Here is a 17,152-nt window from a genome sequence, read left to right as displayed (position 1 = left end):
CCATTCTCCAGAGCGCAGGACAATCGGGAACTGACGGGTGAGAAGATCTGGTCAACGGACCCTCAGCGATGCATCAGTTCCTTCCCTACGCCTGGTTCCAGGGACGCTGCGTTCCTTTTGAGGACGCCAAGGTGTCGGTGGCGACGCATGCATTGCACTACGGAACTGGAGCCTTTGGTGGGATGCGGGCCATTCCCGACCCGATCAAACCTGGAGGAATGCTCTTATTCCGTGCTGACCGTCATGCACGTCGGTTGTCTCAGAGCGCCCATCTGTTACTGGCTGATCTCAGTGAAGAGACCGTGATGGAAGCTCTCACAGCCATGCTTCATGCCAACAAGCCCACTACACCGATTTATCTGAGGCCATTCGTGTACACGAGTGATCTCGGCATCGCGCCACGACTGCACAACATTGAGACCGATTTTCTGATCTATGGGCTGGAGCTGGGTGACTATCTCTCTCCGGATGGAGTGAGTTGTCGGATTAGCAGCTGGACCCGTCAGGAAGATCGCTCCCTTCCCTTACGCGGAAAGATCAGCGGTGCCTACATCACCAGTTCGTTGGCCAAATCAGAGGCCGTCGCCAGTGGTTTTGACGAAGCTTTGCTGATGAACACCCGCGGCAAGGTCAGCGAGGCCAGTGGAATGAACCTGTTCATCGTCCGTGACGGCCAACTGATCACTCCGGGTGTGGATCAGGACATCCTCGAAGGCATCACACGGGCGAGCGTGATCGAACTGGCCAGGGGCATGGGGATTGAGGTGATCGAGCGGCCAGTCGACAAGACCGAGCTGTTCATTGCTGATGAGGTGTTCTTGACTGGAACAGCGGCCAAGATCACTCCGATTCGCCAGCTGGAATCAACGGTTCTTTCACAGCAGAGACCGTTGATGGAAGCGCTTCGATCCAAGCTGGTTGCCATCACCGAGGGGCGCGACGAGCAGTACGCCCACTGGGTCACCCGAATTGAACTGGAGCGCTAAGCCGGCCACCGTTTGTATCCAACGCACCAGCAACGGGAATCTGAGCCCAGCATTTCTTAGGATGACCTGACCGATCCAGTGGTGATGCAGGCAGTTCAGACGAAGTCCATCACTGAATCGTCTCGCTTCCTCAAGCGTCTGCACGACCCCAGTCGGCCGGTGTTGGTGTTCGACGGTGCCACGGGTACATCTCTGCAGCAGATGGATCTCTCTGCGGCGGATTTCGGTGGTGAAGTTCTCGAGGGTTGCAACGAAAACCTCGTCATCACTCGTCCTGACGCGGTTCAGGCTGTGCATCGCCAGTTTCTGGAGGCTGGTTGTGATGTGATCGAGACCGACACCTTCGGTGCAGCGTCCGTGGTGCTGGCGGAATACGACCTTGAGGATCAGGCTTTCGTTCTCAACAAACGTGCAGCGGAACTGGCACGTGAGATCGCAGATGAATACAGCACTACTGAGAAGCCTCGCTTTGTCGCGGGGTCCATGGGGCCGACCACCAAGCTCCCGACCCTCGGCCACATTGATTTCGACACACTGAGGGCTTCCTTCCGAGATCAGGCGGCAGGCCTGATTGCCGGCGATGTGGATCTGTTCATCATCGAGACCTGTCAGGACGTTCTACAGATCAAGGCAGCACTTCAGGGCGTTGAGGATGCCTTTGAAGCCAGCGGCGAACGTCGCCCATTGATGGTCTCCGTGACGATGGAGACCACAGGAACCATGTTGGTTGGCTCGGATATTGCAGCCGTGGTTTCAATTCTCGAACCATTTCCGATCGATGTTCTCGGTTTGAACTGTGCGACCGGTCCTGAGCAGATGAAGGAGCACATCAAATATCTGGCCGAGTACTCGCCCTTTGTGGTGAGCTGCATTCCCAATGCCGGACTTCCGGAGAACATCGGCGGCGTTGCCCATTACAGGCTCACTCCCATTGAGCTGAAGATGCAACTCATGCATTTCGTGGAGGATCTGGGTGTTCAGGTGATTGGCGGCTGCTGTGGCACCACACCAGCCCACATCAAAGCGCTATCAGAAATCTCCGATGAACTGAAACCCGCCGACCGGCAGGTGAGGACGCACCACCTTGAACGACAGCAGCTGGGCTATGAGCCGGCAGCAGCATCGCTGTACGGAGCCACGCCCTATTTCCAGGACAACTCCTTCCTGATCATCGGCGAGCGATTGAATGCGAGCGGGTCCAAAAAGGTCCGTGAACTGCTGAATGAAGAGGATTGGGATGGCCTTGTTGGTCTTGCACGTGGGCAGGTGAAGGAGAACGCTCATGTTCTCGACGTGAATGTCGACTATGTGGGCCGCGACGGCGAGAAAGACATGCATGAACTGGTGACCCGTGTGGTCACCAATGTGAATCTGCCACTGATGCTCGACTCAACTGAGTGGCAGAAAATGGAAGCAGGACTGAAAGTTGCCGGCGGCAAATGCATCCTCAATTCCACGAATTATGAGGATGGCGATGAGCGTTTTTTCAAAGTGCTTGAACTGGCTCGTCGTTACGGCGCAGCTGTGGTGATTGGCACCATTGACGAGGACGGCATGGCGCGAACGGCTGAAAAAAAAGTCGCTATTGCAAAACGTGCCTACAGAGATGCTGTTGAGTTTGGGATCCCAGCTCGAGAGATTTTTTACGACCCGCTCGCGTTGCCAATTTCAACAGGAATTGAAGAGGATCGCCGCAATGCAATCGAAACAATTGAAGCAATTCGTCGGATTCGCAGTGAACTCCCTGGTGTTCATGTTGTGCTCGGTGTCTCGAATGTCAGCTTCGGACTTTCTCCTGCCGCCAGGATTACGTTGAATTCAGTTTTCCTCCATGACTGCTGTGAGGCAGGGATGGATGCTGCGATTGTTTCTCCTGCGAAGATTCTTCCCTTGATCAAGATTGAGGAGGGTCACCAGCAGGTTTGTCGTGATCTGATCAAGGATTCTCGACGTTTTGATGGCGACGTCTGCATCTATGACCCACTCACAGAGCTCACCACACTGTTTGAGGGTGTCAGCACGAAAGAGGCCCGCTCCTCAGGGCCCTCTTTGGCCGATCTCCCCGTCGAGGAAAGGCTCAAGCAGCACATCATTGATGGAGAACGGATCGGACTTGATGAGGCTCTCAATGAGGGACTTGAAAATTACAAACCGCTCGAGATTGTTAATACTTTTCTTCTTGATGGGATGAAGGTTGTTGGTGAATTATTTGGTTCTGGTCAAATGCAGCTTCCGTTCGTTTTGCAATCTGCTGAAACGATGAAATCAGCTGTTGCGTTTCTCGAGCCACATATGGAGAAAAGCGATGGCGAGCGGTCGGCGAAGGCAAAGTTCCTGATTGCCACAGTGAAGGGAGATGTTCATGATATTGGCAAAAATCTTGTTGATATTATCCTCACGAATAATGGCTATGAAGTTATTAATTTAGGCATTAAGCAAGACGTTGGAGCCATTATTGCTGCTCAAGAACAGCATCAAGCTGACTGCATCGCCATGAGTGGCCTTCTTGTGAAATCCACCGCATTCATGAAAGACAATCTTTCTGCTTTCAATGAAGCTGGAATCAACGTTCCAGTGGTTCTGGGTGGAGCTGCTTTGACTCCAAGGTTTGTCAACAAGGATTGCAGTGAGGTTTACAACGGCAAAGTTCTCTACGGAAGAGACGCATTTACAGATCTGCGTTTCATGGATGCCTTTGTGGATGCCCGTCAGTCCGACGCCTGGGATAACGAAAAAGGCTTTCTGAATGGGACCCCTGAGGGACTCACCCTTGGAGGTGAATCAGGTTCGCAATCCGACCCAGCCACCTCCGACGATTCGAAGCTGAGTGAAGACGGAAAGGAGGTCAAGGCCGAACCGGTGCCGGTCAGTTTCGATCGCTCAGACACAGTTCCTGAGGAAGCGGCCATTCAGCCTTTGTTCCTGGGTCCAAAAGTGTTGAAGGGTGACGCTGAAATACCTCTGCCTGAGGTGATGGCCTATCTCGACCGACAGGCTCTGTTTGCCGGACAGTGGCAGATGCGCAAGGTCAAAGGCCAGTCAAGGGAAGACTATGAGGCTGATCTGCAAGCCAAGGCAGAACCCGTTCTTCAGGCCTGGCTTCAACGCTCAATCGACGAAAGCCTTTTGCATCCTGCTGTGGCCTATGGCTATTTCCCCTGCGGACGTGAAGGCAACGATGTTGTTGTTTTTGACCCGGACGGATCACGTCAGCTCGGACGTTTTTCTGTGCCACGCCAGCGTGGCGGTAATCGCTATTGCATTGCCGATTTCTACCGAGATCTCGTTGACGGCGGTCCCAGCGATGTTTTGCCGATGCAAGCCGTCACCATGGGGGAACAGGCCTCTGTCTTTGCTCAACAGCTTTTCGAGGCTGATTCCTACAGCGACTACCTGTTCTTCCATGGACTCGCCGTCCAGATGGCCGAAGCTCTTGCCGAATGGACCCATGCCCGCGTGAGGCGTGAATGCGGATTTGCAGATCCTGAAAGCATGCAGCTCAAGGATGTGTTGGCCCAGCGCTACCGGGGCAGTCGTTACTCCTTTGGCTATCCGGCGTGTCCCAACGTTGCAGATTCACGCCAACAGCTGATGTGGCTTGGCGCTGACCGTGTCGGGCTGAGCATGGATGAGGGCGACCAGCTTCATCCAGAACAAAGCACCACGGCATTGGTGGCTTTGCACAGCAAAGCCCGCTACTTCAGCGCTTAAGCAGGATCACTGCTGCAGACTGCAACTTTCATCAACCGCATCACCATGGATCTCAGTGGGCCCGGCGCCATCGATGAAGCGATCAATGCAGGGATCGATCTGGATGGATCACCACTGCCTGCTCAAATGCTGACGCTTTACAGGGAAGTGATGACCCTTGAAAGCCAGCGCAAGCGCAGCGGGGTCCGCAAGTCGATGCGCAATCGAGTGGTCAAGACAGGCGCCAAGCACTTCGACCAGGAGACGCTGAATCAGCGCCTGATCGATGCTGGATGGGAGGGTTTGAAGGCTAAGGAGATCAGCTTCTTCTACGGCTGACCCAAAGCGCTGATGGAGCTCTGCGGATCATTCCTGGCAGAGCTTCTCCATCGTGTCGATCACTTCTTGTTGAAATTCCTCGAGGGCGCTGGATTCGCTGAGGTCGATCCCCTCTCCAGCAGCATTCTGAGACAGGTCCTGAAAGTGGAATGCACCCTCACCATTGGCGAGGAACTCAATCGCCGATGATTCCCCGCTTTCGCGGAAGGCGTCGCAGAGTGCGAGGAACGCTGCGTCTTCAGTGAACTCCCAATCCATTGAGGAGGCATAACTGATTGACCTTTAACGCCTCGCCCCCGGGATCCGTCAACCATCTTGTCGCGCAATGTGCCAGTCCTTCGGCAGACTCCTCATGGATTCCATGGCGCAATGAGCTCTGAACCATTTCCCGAAACCGAAGTCCAGGCCAGTGATCTGAATGTTCTGGGTAAGCCTCTGGACGTGTGCAGTTGTCAGCCCATGACTGGTTGGTTCAGAGATGGACATTGTCGAACCGATGTGGGCGATCTTGGACGTCACAGCGTCTGTTGCGTGATGACCGAAAGCTTTCTCAGCTACAGCAAGGCTCAGGGCAATGATCTGAGCACCCCGATGCCTGAGTTTAGTTTTCCTGGTCTTCAACCTGGAGATCACTGGTGTGTCTGTGCGCCTCGCTGGAAGGAGGCGCATGAGGATGGAATGGCTCCGCCGGTTCTGTTGAACTCCACTGAGAGCAGCACGGTTGAAATCATTCCACTGGAGATTCTGCGAGAGCATGCTCACCAGGGAATGTCCTGACCATCCCACGCGAGGAATCGACCGCTGTCAGATGGTGTCTGACCCAGCAGGACATCCAGGAGATGCCCAGCTGCCCTTTCAGGGCTAAACAACTTCTCCTTCGGTACAAAGCTCTGAAAAGGCTGCGAAAGGGCTGTGTCTGTGGTTCCAGGGTGCAAAAGAGTCACCGTCGCCAGTGGCAGACGACGACCCCACTCAAGACTCAGGCAGCGCAACATCATGTTCTGGGCTGCCTTGGCGCCGCGATAGGCGTACCAGCCACCGCTGCGGTTATCGCCAATGCTTCCTACCCTGGCACTCAGGCTGGCGAAGTGAAAGGGTGAGTCCCTGCTCAGAACAGGCTCGACTGCCTTGGCTAGTAGCAGTGGACCAGCCGCGTTGATCGCGAACGAGTCGAGCAACGCAGATTGCTCGGCATGTTGCAGTCGCTTTTCAGGTTGATAGGAGGGGCAGTGGAGACGTCCAGTCGCGTTGATCACAACTCTCAGAGGATGGCCGTCAGCCTTGAGTTGTTCGGTCAGTGAGCTGAGACTGTCCTTGCACTGCAGGTCAACCGTCCATTCCTCATCCGACATCGGGTGACGCGTCGCCAGCGTCACCAGCAGGGAAGACTGGCGCCGTGCCAGTTCCGTGCTCAATGCCCGCCCGATGCCGCCACCTCCGACAACGAGAGCTCGTCCCTGCCAGCTATCGGTGCACATTTCAGGCATGATTCCAGCGCCGCCTCTGCGGGTATGCGTCTCGTTCGACCACTGTTACTAACTCTGCTGGCGAGTGCGGGGCTGGCAGCACTGATCGTCTGCTCCACCAGAGCTGGGCGTGTTTACTCAGACAGCCAAGACGCAGAGCTCTTGCTCAGCGCGTTGTTTGACGCAGAAACTCAGTCCAATAGAGGCGATGATCGGCTGCCATCAACCTTTGCTCCTCAAGTGCCTGCTCCCAGTGAGAGCCTTGATCCTCAGCTGCGTATCGCCCTGTTGAGTCAGCGCCCCTTACGGCAGGTCAGCACCCAGGATGGAGCGAGCTGTCGGCAGCAGGCAGGGATTCCCATGCTGCCAGGACAGCTCAACGGGATGCTCGCCAAGGCGTCGACAGGTCTTGTGAGTTGTGCTGGTAACGGTGGATCGGTTTTGGTGAACGGTCGTGCCTACGAAGGAACCATTCATTTGCTGAATCGAGGGCAGGGATGGCTCGCCATCAATCAGATCAACTTGGAGCGCTATGTGGCGTCTGTTGTGGGAGCTGAAATGCCCAGCCACTGGAATGGCGAAGCTCTCAAGGCCCAGGCCGTGGCTGCCCGCTCCTACGGCCTCGTTCATATGCTCCGTCCGGCCAACAGCGACTGGAACCTTGGGGACACCACTCGCTGGCAGGCTTACGCCGGCAGAACCAGCAGCAACGCCTCAACCATTCAAGCCACGGAAGCTACGCGCGGACTCGTGTTGAGTTTCAAGGGAGGCCTTGTTGAGTCGTTGTATGCATCCACTCAGGAGATCTCCGATGAAGCACACGGGCATCTCGGTGCGAGCATGAGTCAGCATGGTGCTCAGGCGCTGGCGCAACAGGGGCTTCGATTCAACGAGATCCTCGGCAGGTACTACTCAGGGGCATCGCTGGCGAGGATCAAATCCGATGAGTGAGCAATTTTGGTCGAAGGCGCTGGAGCGCTCCGAACAGGCCTTGAATTGCGGTGCTCTGACCCCTCTCAGCACCTCCACCATCGAGCTTTCAGTGGCCAGTGCGGAGCAGTTCGAACTGCGTCAGCTGAATGCGGCGCTGCCCAAACATCACAGACCTGAAGGGCCCAAGCCCAATCCTTTTCTTCCCTGGGACCCTCAACTGGAAATTGAGCGGATTCACAACCATCACGTTCTGATTCTCAATAAGTACCCCGTACAGCGTGGGCACATGTTGTTGATCACCCAAGGCTGGGCATCTCAAACTGACTGGCTTCAACCTGAAGACTGGCGTGCCCTGGTGCAGGTCGACAGGGACAGCACAGGCCTTTGGTTCTTCAACAGTGGTCCCAGGGCAGGCGCCAGTCAGCCCCATCGTCATCTCCAACTGTTGCCCCGTCATCCAGGTGAGTGCATCTGTCCGCGACTGTCCTGGTTTATTGAGCGACTCCACCAACCTTCTGCATCGACAGGCAGCGAAGAACTCATTGATCCGCTGTTCAACAACTGCGCCATCGCTGATCGACCACTCTCGAGCGATCCAGACGAGGAGGCGAATCTCCTCCATGGTCTCTATCGCTCGCTTGCATTGCGACTGGGTCTCGGTGGTCAATTCAGCCAACAACCACCAGCAATTCCTTACAACCTGTTGCTGACGAGGTCTTGGATGGCCTTGATCAAACGCAGTCAGGAGCACGTCAAGGGTTTCAGCGTCAATGCACTCGGGTTTGCTGGTTACCTGCTGGCGACGGACCGATCAGATTTGGCATGGCTTCAGAGCCATGGTGGTGAAGAGTTGCTCAGACAGGTTGTTCCTCACTTCTGTGGATCCACTGATGCATTGAGTTGATCAGCGATGTCTGTCTGAAGGAGTCCATCAGCTCCACTACAAACGATCCCTGAACAGACAAGAGATCAGACGCAATGCACGGGTTGAACATCACATGCGCCTGTGGAACCGCTGGCCAGACCTTACGCGGCAAAAAGCGGTCAGGACCCCGATGACCTTCTGCAGGTGGGCTTGATGGGGTTACTGAGGGCCGCTGAACGCTATGAAGGCCAAAGAGAGATTCCTTTCTCAGCCTTTGCTCGACCCCATATTAGAGGGGCGGTCTCGCATTATCTGCGAGACAAAGCCGCGATCATTCGGCTTCCGCGAGCGTCGCAGAGCAGCGATCGCGATGTCGGCGCCGGATTTAATGCTGCCACTCAGCAACGTCGACTGGTGTAACTGGCCGATGATCTGATCAGCCAGGAGACTGACGCAATGATTGAACTGGATCGATCTGAATACCGGAGGCATCTCAGCCAGGCGCTACAACGACTCTCGAGACAGGAACGGATTGCGCTTGAGGAAGTGATCCTCAAAGGGCAAAGCTTGAGACATGTTGGGAATCGAACTGGCGTCAGCGCCATGACCATTCAACGTCGAGCGAAGCGTGGTCTTGCCCAGATGCGTCAACAACTCACAGTTCAGTTGGAACCGGCCTGATCTCGTTCAATTTGCTGCTCAAGTGTGCTGATTGCTGCTGTCACAGCAGCAATTTGACGCTCAAGTCCGTCCCGCCAAAAGCGCATCATGCGCAATTTGCGTTCTTGGTGATGACGCTGCCAGTCGCCATCAGCGCAGGGTGAGCAGCCAAAAGGAGGAAACATCCGGAGGGTTGTTAACTCCATCCATCCTGGCGAGAACGGCCCCCTCACTGCGTCATCGGGATTACTTGGCGGTTTTTTCTCTGGCGATTAGGTTTGGAACTTGAGCCATTCCAAGGCCACCAATCACCAGTCGCAAGTGTCTCATCGAATCCCACTACTGGTCTTGATTGGCGTCTCGGCTGGGATGGCCGCGAGCGAATTTGCTCGGCCTGTTGAGGCCTATGTGCCATTGATGGCGGGTCAACGAGCAAGGCCTCTGAATGGCAGCTTCAACAATGTGCCCGTTCTTCACTCCAATCAGCCGGAAATTGTCAAAGGGCCAGGAATTCTTGTAGATACTTCTCCTGGTAGTTCAATTGCTGCCGAAACCAACCAACCGCTGAAGAACACCACATTCACATTCAATGGTGAATTTGGGGTGCATATGCATCACAAATATTACCCACAGGATTCCACCAAACTGGGAGGCCGCAGAGCCCGAGGCTTGTTGACTGTTGCTGCCATTGCCATCAACCCCGGCACAACACCCATTACTTTGAGATTCAAAAGAGGTTCAGTCAAAAATAGTTTTGAAGCTCCATATCACCCCAATAAATTGATGGGAGTGAAGCCGTTAGGCGCAAGACCTTGGAACACGGGGCCTGGAGATGCGACTGCGGTTCAGATTCTTCGTGGCGAATTGGATCGCAATCTTTCAAGAGAGGTTGTGATTCCTCCGAACAGTCGCAAAGTGATTGTGAGCAAGGTTCTGCCCGCTCGCGGAATCATGAATGGGCTTCTGCGTGGCAGCAGCAACGGCCCCTTCCAAATGGCTGTAATCGCAGCTGAAGAAACCCAAGATGAACATGCACTGATCGCTGTGCTTGATCGTGGACGACTTGCACCAGGAAGAATTTATCTCAATCGTATTCGTGAGATTCAGTCAGGAAAAGTGTTCTCCCGAGTTGCAGGAGTTGCACTTGGCGATGAGTATAAAGCTTCCATTCAGCACGATCTTTCACAAGGCTCTTTGCATGTGCCTTTGACCAGCACACGAAAGCATCATTTCGGGACTCGAGATATTCAGGTCAATCAACTCAGTACCCGCATGGTGGATTCAGCTGTCAATAATGTTGGCACTTACGGAGTCCGTTTTGATGTTGATCTGAATCTTGCCGGCGAGGGTGCTCATGAGCTCGTTCTCAGTCATCCTGTTGCTTCGGGTCGTTCTCCATTTACAGCCTTCCGTGGATCAATCCGCATCAAGACTGAACGGGGATATCAAGAAGTCCATGTTGGTATGCGCTCCGGACAGAGTCTTTCCATTGCCGATCTAGATCTCAAGCGTGGATCCAACAACCCTGTCACGGTGAGTGTCGTTTACCCCGCTGATGCCACGCCGGGTCACTTGCTCAGCGTGGTTCCAGTGACGCAGTTGGCCATGTTGCGTGATCGTCAACAAATGTTGAAAGCCGCCCGTAAAGCGCAGGCCGAATCCAAGGCGCGCAAGGTCAAACCAGAAGTGGCTCCACCTGCTGTCAATGTGCAACCAGCACCTGAAGTGATGCCAGCTAAACCCGTTGCACAGCCCACTCCGCAGCCTGTCAGAACCACTGCAACTCCACCACCGCCTCTACTCGTGGCTCCCAGGGGTGGCACTAGTGTCATGACTCCTGCAATGATCATGCCGACAAGAGTGAACAGCAGCCTCGAGCAGCGTTACCGTGACGCCATCCGTGCCCAACAGGACTGGTTGCGTCGTCTGCAGGGTCGATAATTAAACCTGCTTGACGGTCAGCAAATCAGATCCTTATGAGCGGCAAGCGCATCAGCCTGGAATTACCCGAGGAGCTCGTCGACCAGATTGATCAGCTTCGCAAAGATTGGAAGACTCGTTCCAGGGGGGAATGTCTTCAACGGCTGCTTGAGGAAATCTTTCAGCCCGATCTTGATCAGGTTGACTCGCCTGGAACACTGATTGATCCACTGATTGATCAGTCTTCCGAAGGCACGGCGGACCCAGCTGATTCTGAAGCTGCGGATGGTTCCAAGGCTTTGCTTGCTCCACAACCGATCCAACAGCCTCAGTACGACGAGGATCGCGCCATCGTTTTAGTTGGTTCAGCTGGGGGATTAGAGACGACAAACCAGGACGATGACCGTCCCGCCCATACACGACCAACGACACGCAGTGCATCCTCTATGGGGGTTGGTATTGATCTGCCTGGTTTCGTTCGCAAGCGCAGCACTGCGATTCGCGAAAGCCTCACGCCACAGAATCAACCCAGCACCGAGATTCCCGTTGTTCCGGTGATCAGTGATCATCAGATCAAGGATTGGTTTGATGTAGCTCTCAACCATTGGCTCAATCTGTATGGTTCGAACCCTGGCCCCACCGTGATGGAGGCTGTGATGTTATGGATGGCTCGTGATATCTGGCCCCATATCGATGGATCCGAAGGGCGCACATTCACTTGGAGTCAGGTCAATCACTCCATGACCGAATTCTGCAAAAGCTGGATGGTTCCTTCTCCTCGCTTTGAGCAGGTGATCGTTGCTGCCGCGGTTCTTGAGGATCCCTTTGCCAGCGCTTCAGTGCCAGACAGAATCCCAACGTTGATTCGTCGTTTCGTGAGTCGCTTCAAGCGAAGCCGTAAGGTCACATCCTTCGAAACGCTTGAGTCCACGATGACTGTGCATGGTGCTCTGAAACAACTTGAGTTGCCCACGCAGGCTGGCCAATCTTTGACATTGCGCTCGATCCGCGATGCCTACAAGCGCAAAGCTGTTGAGGTTCACCCAGACTCGGGAGGTTCAACCGATGCCATGCGCCGACTGAACGAGGCTTATCAGATGCTGAAAGAGCTTTATCGCCAGAAAGAGCTATCTAATTAGTCTTATTTAAGCCTCAAACCTGGACTCAACTCGGCTCTCGCTTAAGACTGCCAAGAGACCTTTTGCTGATTCAATCCCTCTGGCTCACGGCTATTGAGATTCGATCGTTTCTATCAAGATCACTTTTTTTGATTGTTTTATTTGCGGCATGTATGTCTTTTGTCTTTGCAGGTGAACCTAACGCGTTGGCTTTTGATTGAGCATGACGAAATTCACCATCTTGGGATGGATCAGTGGCTGTCCAGCGAGCCAATGAGCCTGTCCAGCGGCATGGCCGGAGGCCCATAAACCCAGTGAGAAGCGACCTTTCCCGCTTTGCGTCTCTGCTGTTGACACAGTGACGCAAGCTTGTTGGACACAACGAGAGGGGGTCGAAGCTGGTGCGATCTGATCAAATTGATCGGCGCATTCAGTTCAGAAAGATGGACCTGGCACTAAAAAGCCAAGCAATCCCATAATTCTCGATCAAGACCTAGATGTGACTTGATGTGAGTCTTGCCTAGGACAGGCGAACACTTTTGGGAGTGTTGAGTTGCCCCCAAGAGAGCGATGAACTAATTACTCGTCTCAGCTGAGACGCAAAAGAGGTCTTTCTAGGAATCTTGACTGAGACGGGCGAGCCTAAGAATGGCTGAGTTGAACTGAGCAATTGTTGATTCAGCCGATAGATCAGGTACTCGTTTGCATCCCCTTGATCAAGTAATCGAAGTAAGGACCTGCGATTTTTTGTTGCTCTTCCGAAAGAAGCACCAGGGAGGCCTCCCTCATGCAACGCATGGCATCCACCATCCCAGGCATGGGAACACCGAGGCTGTTGTACATCTCTCGGGCACCGATCAAGCCGATCTGCTCAATCATGTCGGTGCTGCCCGCAAGCACTCCATAGGTGACCAGCCTCAAATACCAGCTGTAATCACGCAGGCACTGGGCCCTTTGCTTCTGGCCATAGGCATTGCCTCCAGGAGCGACATATTCCGGTCGTAAGCCAAACAGCTGGCGTGCTGACTCATCGACGATCTTCTTTTCACTGTCGGTGAGGATCCTGACCACAGCCAGACGTACAGCACCCTGGCTGAGGTAATCAACCATCGAGCGAAGTTCACCACTGCTCGGGTAACGCAGATCGTCATCCGCCTGGAGGATCAGATCCCTTACAACGCTCATGACGGCTGGCATGCTGGAAACAGTTTAAGGGGCATGAACCCCAGCCATGGGTTGGAGCTGAGGGGTGTTACGCCATTGCAATGACAGCGATGAATGAATCGCCGCATCCAGGACTGACCATCGATGTTGTTGGAGAGGATCTCGACCAGCAGGGACGCGGCCTGGCGCGTTGGAATGGTTGGGTCATCACGGTGCCTGAGCTGCTTCCTGGAGAAGAGGCCAAGGTCAAAGTTCAGCAGCGTCAGCGGCGGATGTGGCTGGCCCGAAGAGTGGAGATCATCTCCTCATCTCCCCATTCCCGCCGACCACCGTGCATTCTTGCTCGCGACTGCGGTGGTTGTTCGTTGCAGCATCTTTCGGTGGAGGCCCAAAACAACTGGAAACAGGAGCGATTGACCAACACGCTCACTCGCATCGGCCAGCTAGATCCGGATGTGAGCGCCCTAGTGAGTCCAGACCAGGAATCACTGGGGTACAGAAATCGAGCCTTGATCCCAGTCCGTCGCGATGGACTGAAGGTGCGCCTCGGTTACTACAAACGTGGCAGTCATCGCATCGTCAATCTCAACCACTGCCCAGTTCTTGATCCACGACTGGATGCATTGATTGCTCCGATCAAGCAGGACCTTGAATCAACCAGCTGGCCCATGGATTCAGACCTGCAGGGCGATCCAGGTCTTCGCCACTTGGGATTGAGAATCGGCGTCCGAACCGGTGAAGTGCTGATCACCCTGATTTCCGCCACTCGTTCGCTGCAGGGAGTTGAAGCGCTGAGCGCAGCGTGGATGCGTCGCTGGCCACAGCTGAAGGGTGTGACGCTCAATCTGCAGCCGAAACGCAGCAATGCCGTGTTCGGTGATCAAACCGTATGTCTTCAGGGCGAGGATGCGATCGAGGAGAGATTTTGTGGTCTATCACTCGAGCTTGGAACCACAACCTTTTTTCAGGTCAACACACCGCGGGCAGAACGGGTGGTGGAGCAGATCCGTGACTGGCTCACTCGCGCGCGGGCCAATCAACGGGTGATTGATGCCTACTGCGGCATCGGCACGATTGCCTTACCGCTGGCTGCTGCTGGCCACAGAGTGACCGGCTTGGAAATCAGCTCTGCATCCATCCGCCATGCCGAACGCAATGCACGACGCAACAGGCTGAAGTCAACACAATTCCTTGTTGGCGATGTCATTCGGCATTTGCGCGATGTACTGCCGCTGCACGATGCCCTGGTTGTTGATCCACCTCGTAAGGGTCTGGATCCCTCAGTTCTGGCCGTGATCCTTGACCATCCGCCGCAACGGCTGATGTATCTGAGCTGTGATCCAGCAACCCTGGCGAGAGATCTCAAACAATTAGCTGGAGATTCGGGGCCTTATCGGATTGAACATGTTCAGCCGATGGATTTCTTCCCTCAGACATCTCACCTGGAATGTCTGGTCTTGATGTCGCGCTTCAACTGCGCAACTCCACCTGAAACTGCTTGACCAGTGCCTGGCGCACCTTCTCATGCACAGGCTGAATCATGTCGTCGGTGAGCGTGCTGTCTTTGCCGCGATAACGCAGCCTGAATGCCTGACTGCATGCATCGGAGCCCAGCTGACCGCCTTCAAAACGATCGATTAATTCGACCGACTCCAACAGTGGTTTGCCTGCTTTGCGGATGGCCTGCAGAAGCTCTCCTGCCGCCAGGCTGCGTGGAACAACCATGGCCAGATCCCGCTCCGACGAAGGCAGGGTGGAGTAGGGCTTGAACTGCGGGCTCCAGCGATTGCTGCGGGTGGCTGCTTCCAGAAGACGTGTCAGCTCCAGATCGAACAAATACGTCTCCGTCGGCAGCTCATGGCTTTCACACAGAGCAGGATGCAACTGACCGAAGCAGCCAAGGGGGCGACCTTCAACAACCATGCTCGCTGCACGGCCTGGATGCAGACGCCCGTCATCTGTGAGACGACGATCCTGAGCCTCAATTCCGAAGGAATTCAGAACGGTGGTTAGCACGCCTCTGGCGTCGAAATAGTTGAGAGGTTCGGGCTTGCCACTGGACTGCCATCGCGACAGCCGACGATCGCCGCAGATCACTCCTGAGAGCCGAGCTTCCTGATTGATCACGGCGCCATCGGAACTGAACACATGCCCGATCTCGAACACCCAGCATCCAGGCTGTGAGGCCTGAAGATTGCGCTGACAAACCTGAAGATGCTCCAGCCAGAGTGCAGTTTGCAGGTGGCTGGTCTCCGCCAACAGTGGATTGCTGATGGCAATGCGATTGGGATCTGCATCATCGGCACCGGTGAGTGACAACGTGGTGATTTCCTGCAGTCCTGAGGCACTCAGACGCTGACGCAAGCGTCGTTCGGCCTGCTGCATGAGCGTCAGCTGACCGGGCTGAAGTGGGTCTGGAAGCTGTGACTGGAAACGATCAAACCCCACCAGTCGCGCCACCTCTTCAATTAGGTCAACCTCACGTAACAGGTCCATTCGCCTTGACGGGGGAACGACCACCTTCCATCCATCGGCAGCAGGAGAGAGTTCACATCCGAGTGCTGCGAGACAGGCCTCGACCTGAGCATCAGCGAGCTGCTCAGGCTGACCATTGCTGACTGTGGATTCAAGAGGTCCGAGCAGACGATGCAGTGATTTGCGTCGCAGGCTCACGACCGGATCGTCTCCCTGTTCTGCTGAACAAACCCAGGTTTCTGCAATCTCAGCATCAAGCATCTCTCTGAACAACGTCAGAGCACGGCCCGCTGCTAGCAGGGTGACTTCCCTTGGCAAACCCTTCTCGTAACGACTGCTGGCATCCGTGCGCTGACCTGTGGCTCGACTGCCGTTGCGGACGGAGGCGGGGGTGAACAGGGCAGATTCCAGCCAGATTCGGCGAGTGTTATCGCAGACACCACTTTCAGCACTGCCCATCACACCCGCCACGGCGACGGCACGATCCCTGCAGGTCACCACCTGAACACGGGGATCCAGTTCAATTTCACGTCCGTCCAGACCTTTGAAGAGCTCACGTTCACAGGCTTGACGCAGTCCGAAATCCTTGGCCCTGATCTCAGCTCCGCAGAGTGATTCCAGTGCATCTGCATCAAAGGCATGCAGAGGCTGGCCCTGTTCAAGCATCACGAGGTTGGTGATATCGACGACGGCGTTGACGGGCTTCACCCCGGCACGAGTCAGTCGTCGCTGCAACCATTGCGGTGAGCGTGATGAACCATCGACGTTCTTCACCTCGGTCAAGCCATAAACCCCCCCGGCCTGCATAGAAGCTTTGGATTGCTGATCCGTCTCCAGCGTTTGCGTGTTTGATGGAGTGGATAACTCAGGCAGTGAAAGCGGAGCTCCTGTGAGAGCAGCGACTTCCCTGGCAATGCCCGTCATGGACAAACCATCAGGACGGTTGGCGGTGATGGCGAGTTCGAGAACGCTGTCGTCGAGGCCCAGGGATGGAGCAACTGGCTCTCCTGGAGTTGGCGCCTTCGCAAGGAGATCTTCGAGGATGGCGATTCCATCGACATCGCTGGGCTGGCCGAGTTCTGAGAGTGAGCAAATCATTCCCTCACTACTCACACCACGGAGTTCACCTGCTTTGATCGTGAGGTTCACGGCTGGAAGCACCGCTCCGACCATGGCGACAGGAACGTGGATGCCTACACGCACGTTCTTGGCTCCACAGACAATTTGCAGAGTCTGCTCAGCACCCACATTCACCTTGCAGACACTGAGTTTGTCGGCATTGGGATGCCGCTCACAGGCCATGACCTCACCGACTACAACACCTTGAGCCAGCAGAGAGAGATCTTCCAGCTCCTCCACTTCAAACCCAGCCATCGACAAGCGTTCACCCAGTTGATCAGCGGGTTCATTCACCTGCACCAAATCCTGCAGCCAGGAGAGAGAAACCCGCATTGGGAGCTCGAAGTCAGCGCGTGATCCTACGAACTCACAATCACTGCTGAAAGCCTGGAGTGTGGTGAGGTGTACCTGTAAAGT

At 55.0% G+C, this 17,152-nt stretch carries 16 protein-coding genes; 11 read left to right on the top strand and 5 right to left on the bottom strand.

Going from position 1 to position 17,152, the window contains the following annotated elements; translation table 11 throughout:
* Window positions 1-68 precede the first annotated feature (68 nt).
* The 3 genes from DXY37_RS08345 to DXY37_RS08335 all read left to right on the top strand — a co-directional run bounded on the left by DXY37_RS08345 (window position 69) and on the right by DXY37_RS08335 (window position 5,015).
* Window positions 69-986, top strand: a complete 918-nt coding sequence (locus DXY37_RS08345; protein ID WP_115126211.1) for a branched-chain amino acid transaminase — start codon at window positions 69-71, stop codon at window positions 984-986.
* Window positions 987-1,070: 84 nt separating this feature from the next.
* Window positions 1,071-4,697 (top strand): methionine synthase, encoded by a 3,627-nt coding sequence (metH, locus tag DXY37_RS08340; protein WP_115126488.1) that lies wholly within the window; start codon window positions 1,071-1,073, stop codon window positions 4,695-4,697.
* A 45-nt stretch (window positions 4,698-4,742) separates the two neighbouring features.
* Complete coding sequence (locus DXY37_RS08335; RefSeq protein ID WP_067095077.1) at window positions 4,743-5,015, top strand: DUF4090 family protein; 273 nt, start codon at window positions 4,743-4,745, stop codon at window positions 5,013-5,015.
* Window positions 5,016-5,042: 27 nt separating this feature from the next.
* Here DXY37_RS08335 and DXY37_RS08330 read toward each other — a convergent pair whose 3' ends face one another.
* A complete protein-coding gene (locus DXY37_RS08330) occupies window positions 5,043-5,273 on the bottom strand; it encodes a hypothetical protein (RefSeq protein ID WP_066907493.1) in 231 nt (76 codons plus the stop codon).
* 111 nt (window positions 5,274-5,384) lie between these two features.
* Between DXY37_RS08330 and DXY37_RS08325 the strand changes: the two genes are divergently transcribed.
* Entirely contained in the window at window positions 5,385-5,792 is a 408-nt protein-coding gene (locus DXY37_RS08325; RefSeq protein WP_115126210.1) for a DUF2237 family protein, read from the top strand.
* Here the strand turns inward: DXY37_RS08325 and DXY37_RS08320 are convergent.
* Window positions 5,774-6,502, bottom strand: a complete 729-nt coding sequence (locus DXY37_RS08320; protein WP_115126209.1) for an SDR family NAD(P)-dependent oxidoreductase — start codon at window positions 6,500-6,502, stop codon at window positions 5,774-5,776. The genes DXY37_RS08325 and DXY37_RS08320 overlap by 19 nt on opposite strands.
* Before the next feature lie 24 nt (window positions 6,503-6,526).
* On the opposite strand from DXY37_RS08320, the gene DXY37_RS08315 reads away from it, so the two are divergent.
* From DXY37_RS08315 to DXY37_RS13770, 4 genes are all read left to right on the top strand, one after another.
* Complete coding sequence (locus tag DXY37_RS08315; protein WP_115126208.1) at window positions 6,527-7,432, top strand: SpoIID/LytB domain-containing protein; 906 nt, start codon at window positions 6,527-6,529, stop codon at window positions 7,430-7,432.
* Window positions 7,425-8,318: an ATP adenylyltransferase gene (locus DXY37_RS08310; RefSeq protein WP_115126207.1), complete on the top strand. Its 894-nt coding sequence runs from the start codon at window positions 7,425-7,427 to the stop codon at window positions 8,316-8,318. The genes DXY37_RS08315 and DXY37_RS08310 overlap by 8 nt, the downstream gene beginning before the upstream one ends.
* 102 nt (window positions 8,319-8,420) lie before the next feature.
* Window positions 8,421-8,699: a sigma factor gene (locus tag DXY37_RS08305; RefSeq protein ID WP_115126206.1), complete on the top strand. Its 279-nt coding sequence runs from the start codon at window positions 8,421-8,423 to the stop codon at window positions 8,697-8,699.
* A 36-nt stretch (window positions 8,700-8,735) separates the two neighbouring features.
* Window positions 8,736-8,960, top strand: a complete 225-nt coding sequence (locus DXY37_RS13770) for a sigma factor-like helix-turn-helix DNA-binding protein (RefSeq protein ID WP_115126205.1) — start codon at window positions 8,736-8,738, stop codon at window positions 8,958-8,960.
* Here the strand turns inward: DXY37_RS13770 and DXY37_RS08295 are convergent.
* Window positions 8,942-9,124, bottom strand: a complete 183-nt coding sequence (locus tag DXY37_RS08295) for a hypothetical protein (protein WP_115126487.1) — start codon at window positions 9,122-9,124, stop codon at window positions 8,942-8,944. The two genes, DXY37_RS13770 and DXY37_RS08295, sit on opposite strands and share 19 nt — an antisense overlap.
* 184 nt (window positions 9,125-9,308) lie before the next feature.
* On the opposite strand from DXY37_RS08295, the gene DXY37_RS08290 reads away from it, so the two are divergent.
* Both DXY37_RS08290 and DXY37_RS08285 read left to right on the top strand, forming a co-directional pair.
* The gene (locus tag DXY37_RS08290; protein WP_115126204.1) at window positions 9,309-10,880 is read left to right on the top strand and encodes a DUF3370 family protein; all 1,572 of its coding nucleotides are present in this window, start codon (window positions 9,309-9,311) and stop codon (window positions 10,878-10,880) included.
* A gap of 35 nt (window positions 10,881-10,915) precedes the next feature.
* Window positions 10,916-11,998, top strand: a complete 1,083-nt coding sequence (locus DXY37_RS08285; protein WP_115126203.1) for a molecular chaperone DnaJ — start codon at window positions 10,916-10,918, stop codon at window positions 11,996-11,998.
* Between the two features lie 669 nt (window positions 11,999-12,667).
* On the opposite strand, the gene DXY37_RS08280 is transcribed toward DXY37_RS08285, so the two are convergent.
* Window positions 12,668-13,162, bottom strand: coding sequence for an allophycocyanin subunit alpha-B (locus DXY37_RS08280; protein WP_067095064.1), 495 nt, complete (start codon window positions 13,160-13,162; stop codon window positions 12,668-12,670).
* Window positions 13,163-13,242: 80 nt separating this feature from the next.
* On the opposite strand from DXY37_RS08280, the gene rlmD reads away from it, so the two are divergent.
* Complete coding sequence (gene rlmD / locus DXY37_RS08275) at window positions 13,243-14,643, top strand: 23S rRNA (uracil(1939)-C(5))-methyltransferase RlmD (protein ID WP_115126202.1); 1,401 nt, start codon at window positions 13,243-13,245, stop codon at window positions 14,641-14,643.
* Here rlmD and pheT read toward each other — a convergent pair.
* A complete protein-coding gene (pheT, locus tag DXY37_RS08270) occupies window positions 14,612-17,068 on the bottom strand; it encodes a phenylalanine--tRNA ligase subunit beta (protein WP_115126201.1) in 2,457 nt (818 codons plus the stop codon). The genes rlmD and pheT overlap by 32 nt on opposite strands.
* Window positions 17,069-17,152: the final 84 nt, after the last annotated feature.

The organism is Synechococcus sp. GEYO (genome assembly GCF_900473955.1).
Taxonomy (GTDB): Bacteria; Cyanobacteriota; Cyanobacteriia; order PCC-6307; family Cyanobiaceae; genus Synechococcus_C.
Note: the sequence above shows the minus strand (reverse complement) of the source record. Positions and strands in the feature narration are given on the sequence as shown.

Excerpts from the sequence above, each read along its gene's own strand:
- DXY37_RS08345 (WP_115126211.1), top strand. The coding sequence starts at position 69 with ATGCATCAGTTCCTTCCCTACGCCTGGTTCCAGGGACGCTGCGTTCCT.
- metH (WP_115126488.1), top strand. The coding sequence starts at position 1,071 with ATGCAGGCAGTTCAGACGAAGTCCATCACTGAATCGTCTCGCTTCCTC.
- DXY37_RS08335 (WP_067095077.1), top strand. The coding sequence starts at position 4,743 with ATGGATCTCAGTGGGCCCGGCGCCATCGATGAAGCGATCAATGCAGGG.
- DXY37_RS08330 (WP_066907493.1), bottom strand. The coding sequence starts at position 5,273 with ATGGATTGGGAGTTCACTGAAGACGCAGCGTTCCTCGCACTCTGCGAC.
- DXY37_RS08325 (WP_115126210.1), top strand. The coding sequence starts at position 5,385 with ATGAGCTCTGAACCATTTCCCGAAACCGAAGTCCAGGCCAGTGATCTG.
- DXY37_RS08320 (WP_115126209.1), bottom strand. The coding sequence starts at position 6,502 with ATGCCTGAAATGTGCACCGATAGCTGGCAGGGACGAGCTCTCGTTGTC.
- DXY37_RS08315 (WP_115126208.1), top strand. The coding sequence starts at position 6,527 with ATGCGTCTCGTTCGACCACTGTTACTAACTCTGCTGGCGAGTGCGGGG.
- DXY37_RS08310 (WP_115126207.1), top strand. The coding sequence starts at position 7,425 with ATGAGTGAGCAATTTTGGTCGAAGGCGCTGGAGCGCTCCGAACAGGCC.
- DXY37_RS13770 (WP_115126205.1), top strand. The coding sequence starts at position 8,736 with ATGATTGAACTGGATCGATCTGAATACCGGAGGCATCTCAGCCAGGCG.
- DXY37_RS08295 (WP_115126487.1), bottom strand. The coding sequence starts at position 9,124 with ATGTTTCCTCCTTTTGGCTGCTCACCCTGCGCTGATGGCGACTGGCAG.
- DXY37_RS08290 (WP_115126204.1), top strand. The coding sequence starts at position 9,309 with ATGGCCGCGAGCGAATTTGCTCGGCCTGTTGAGGCCTATGTGCCATTG.
- DXY37_RS08285 (WP_115126203.1), top strand. The coding sequence starts at position 10,916 with ATGAGCGGCAAGCGCATCAGCCTGGAATTACCCGAGGAGCTCGTCGAC.
- DXY37_RS08280 (WP_067095064.1), bottom strand. The coding sequence starts at position 13,162 with ATGAGCGTTGTAAGGGATCTGATCCTCCAGGCGGATGACGATCTGCGT.
- rlmD (WP_115126202.1), top strand. The coding sequence starts at position 13,243 with ATGACAGCGATGAATGAATCGCCGCATCCAGGACTGACCATCGATGTT.
- pheT (WP_115126201.1), bottom strand. The coding sequence starts at position 17,068 with ATGCGGGTTTCTCTCTCCTGGCTGCAGGATTTGGTGCAGGTGAATGAA.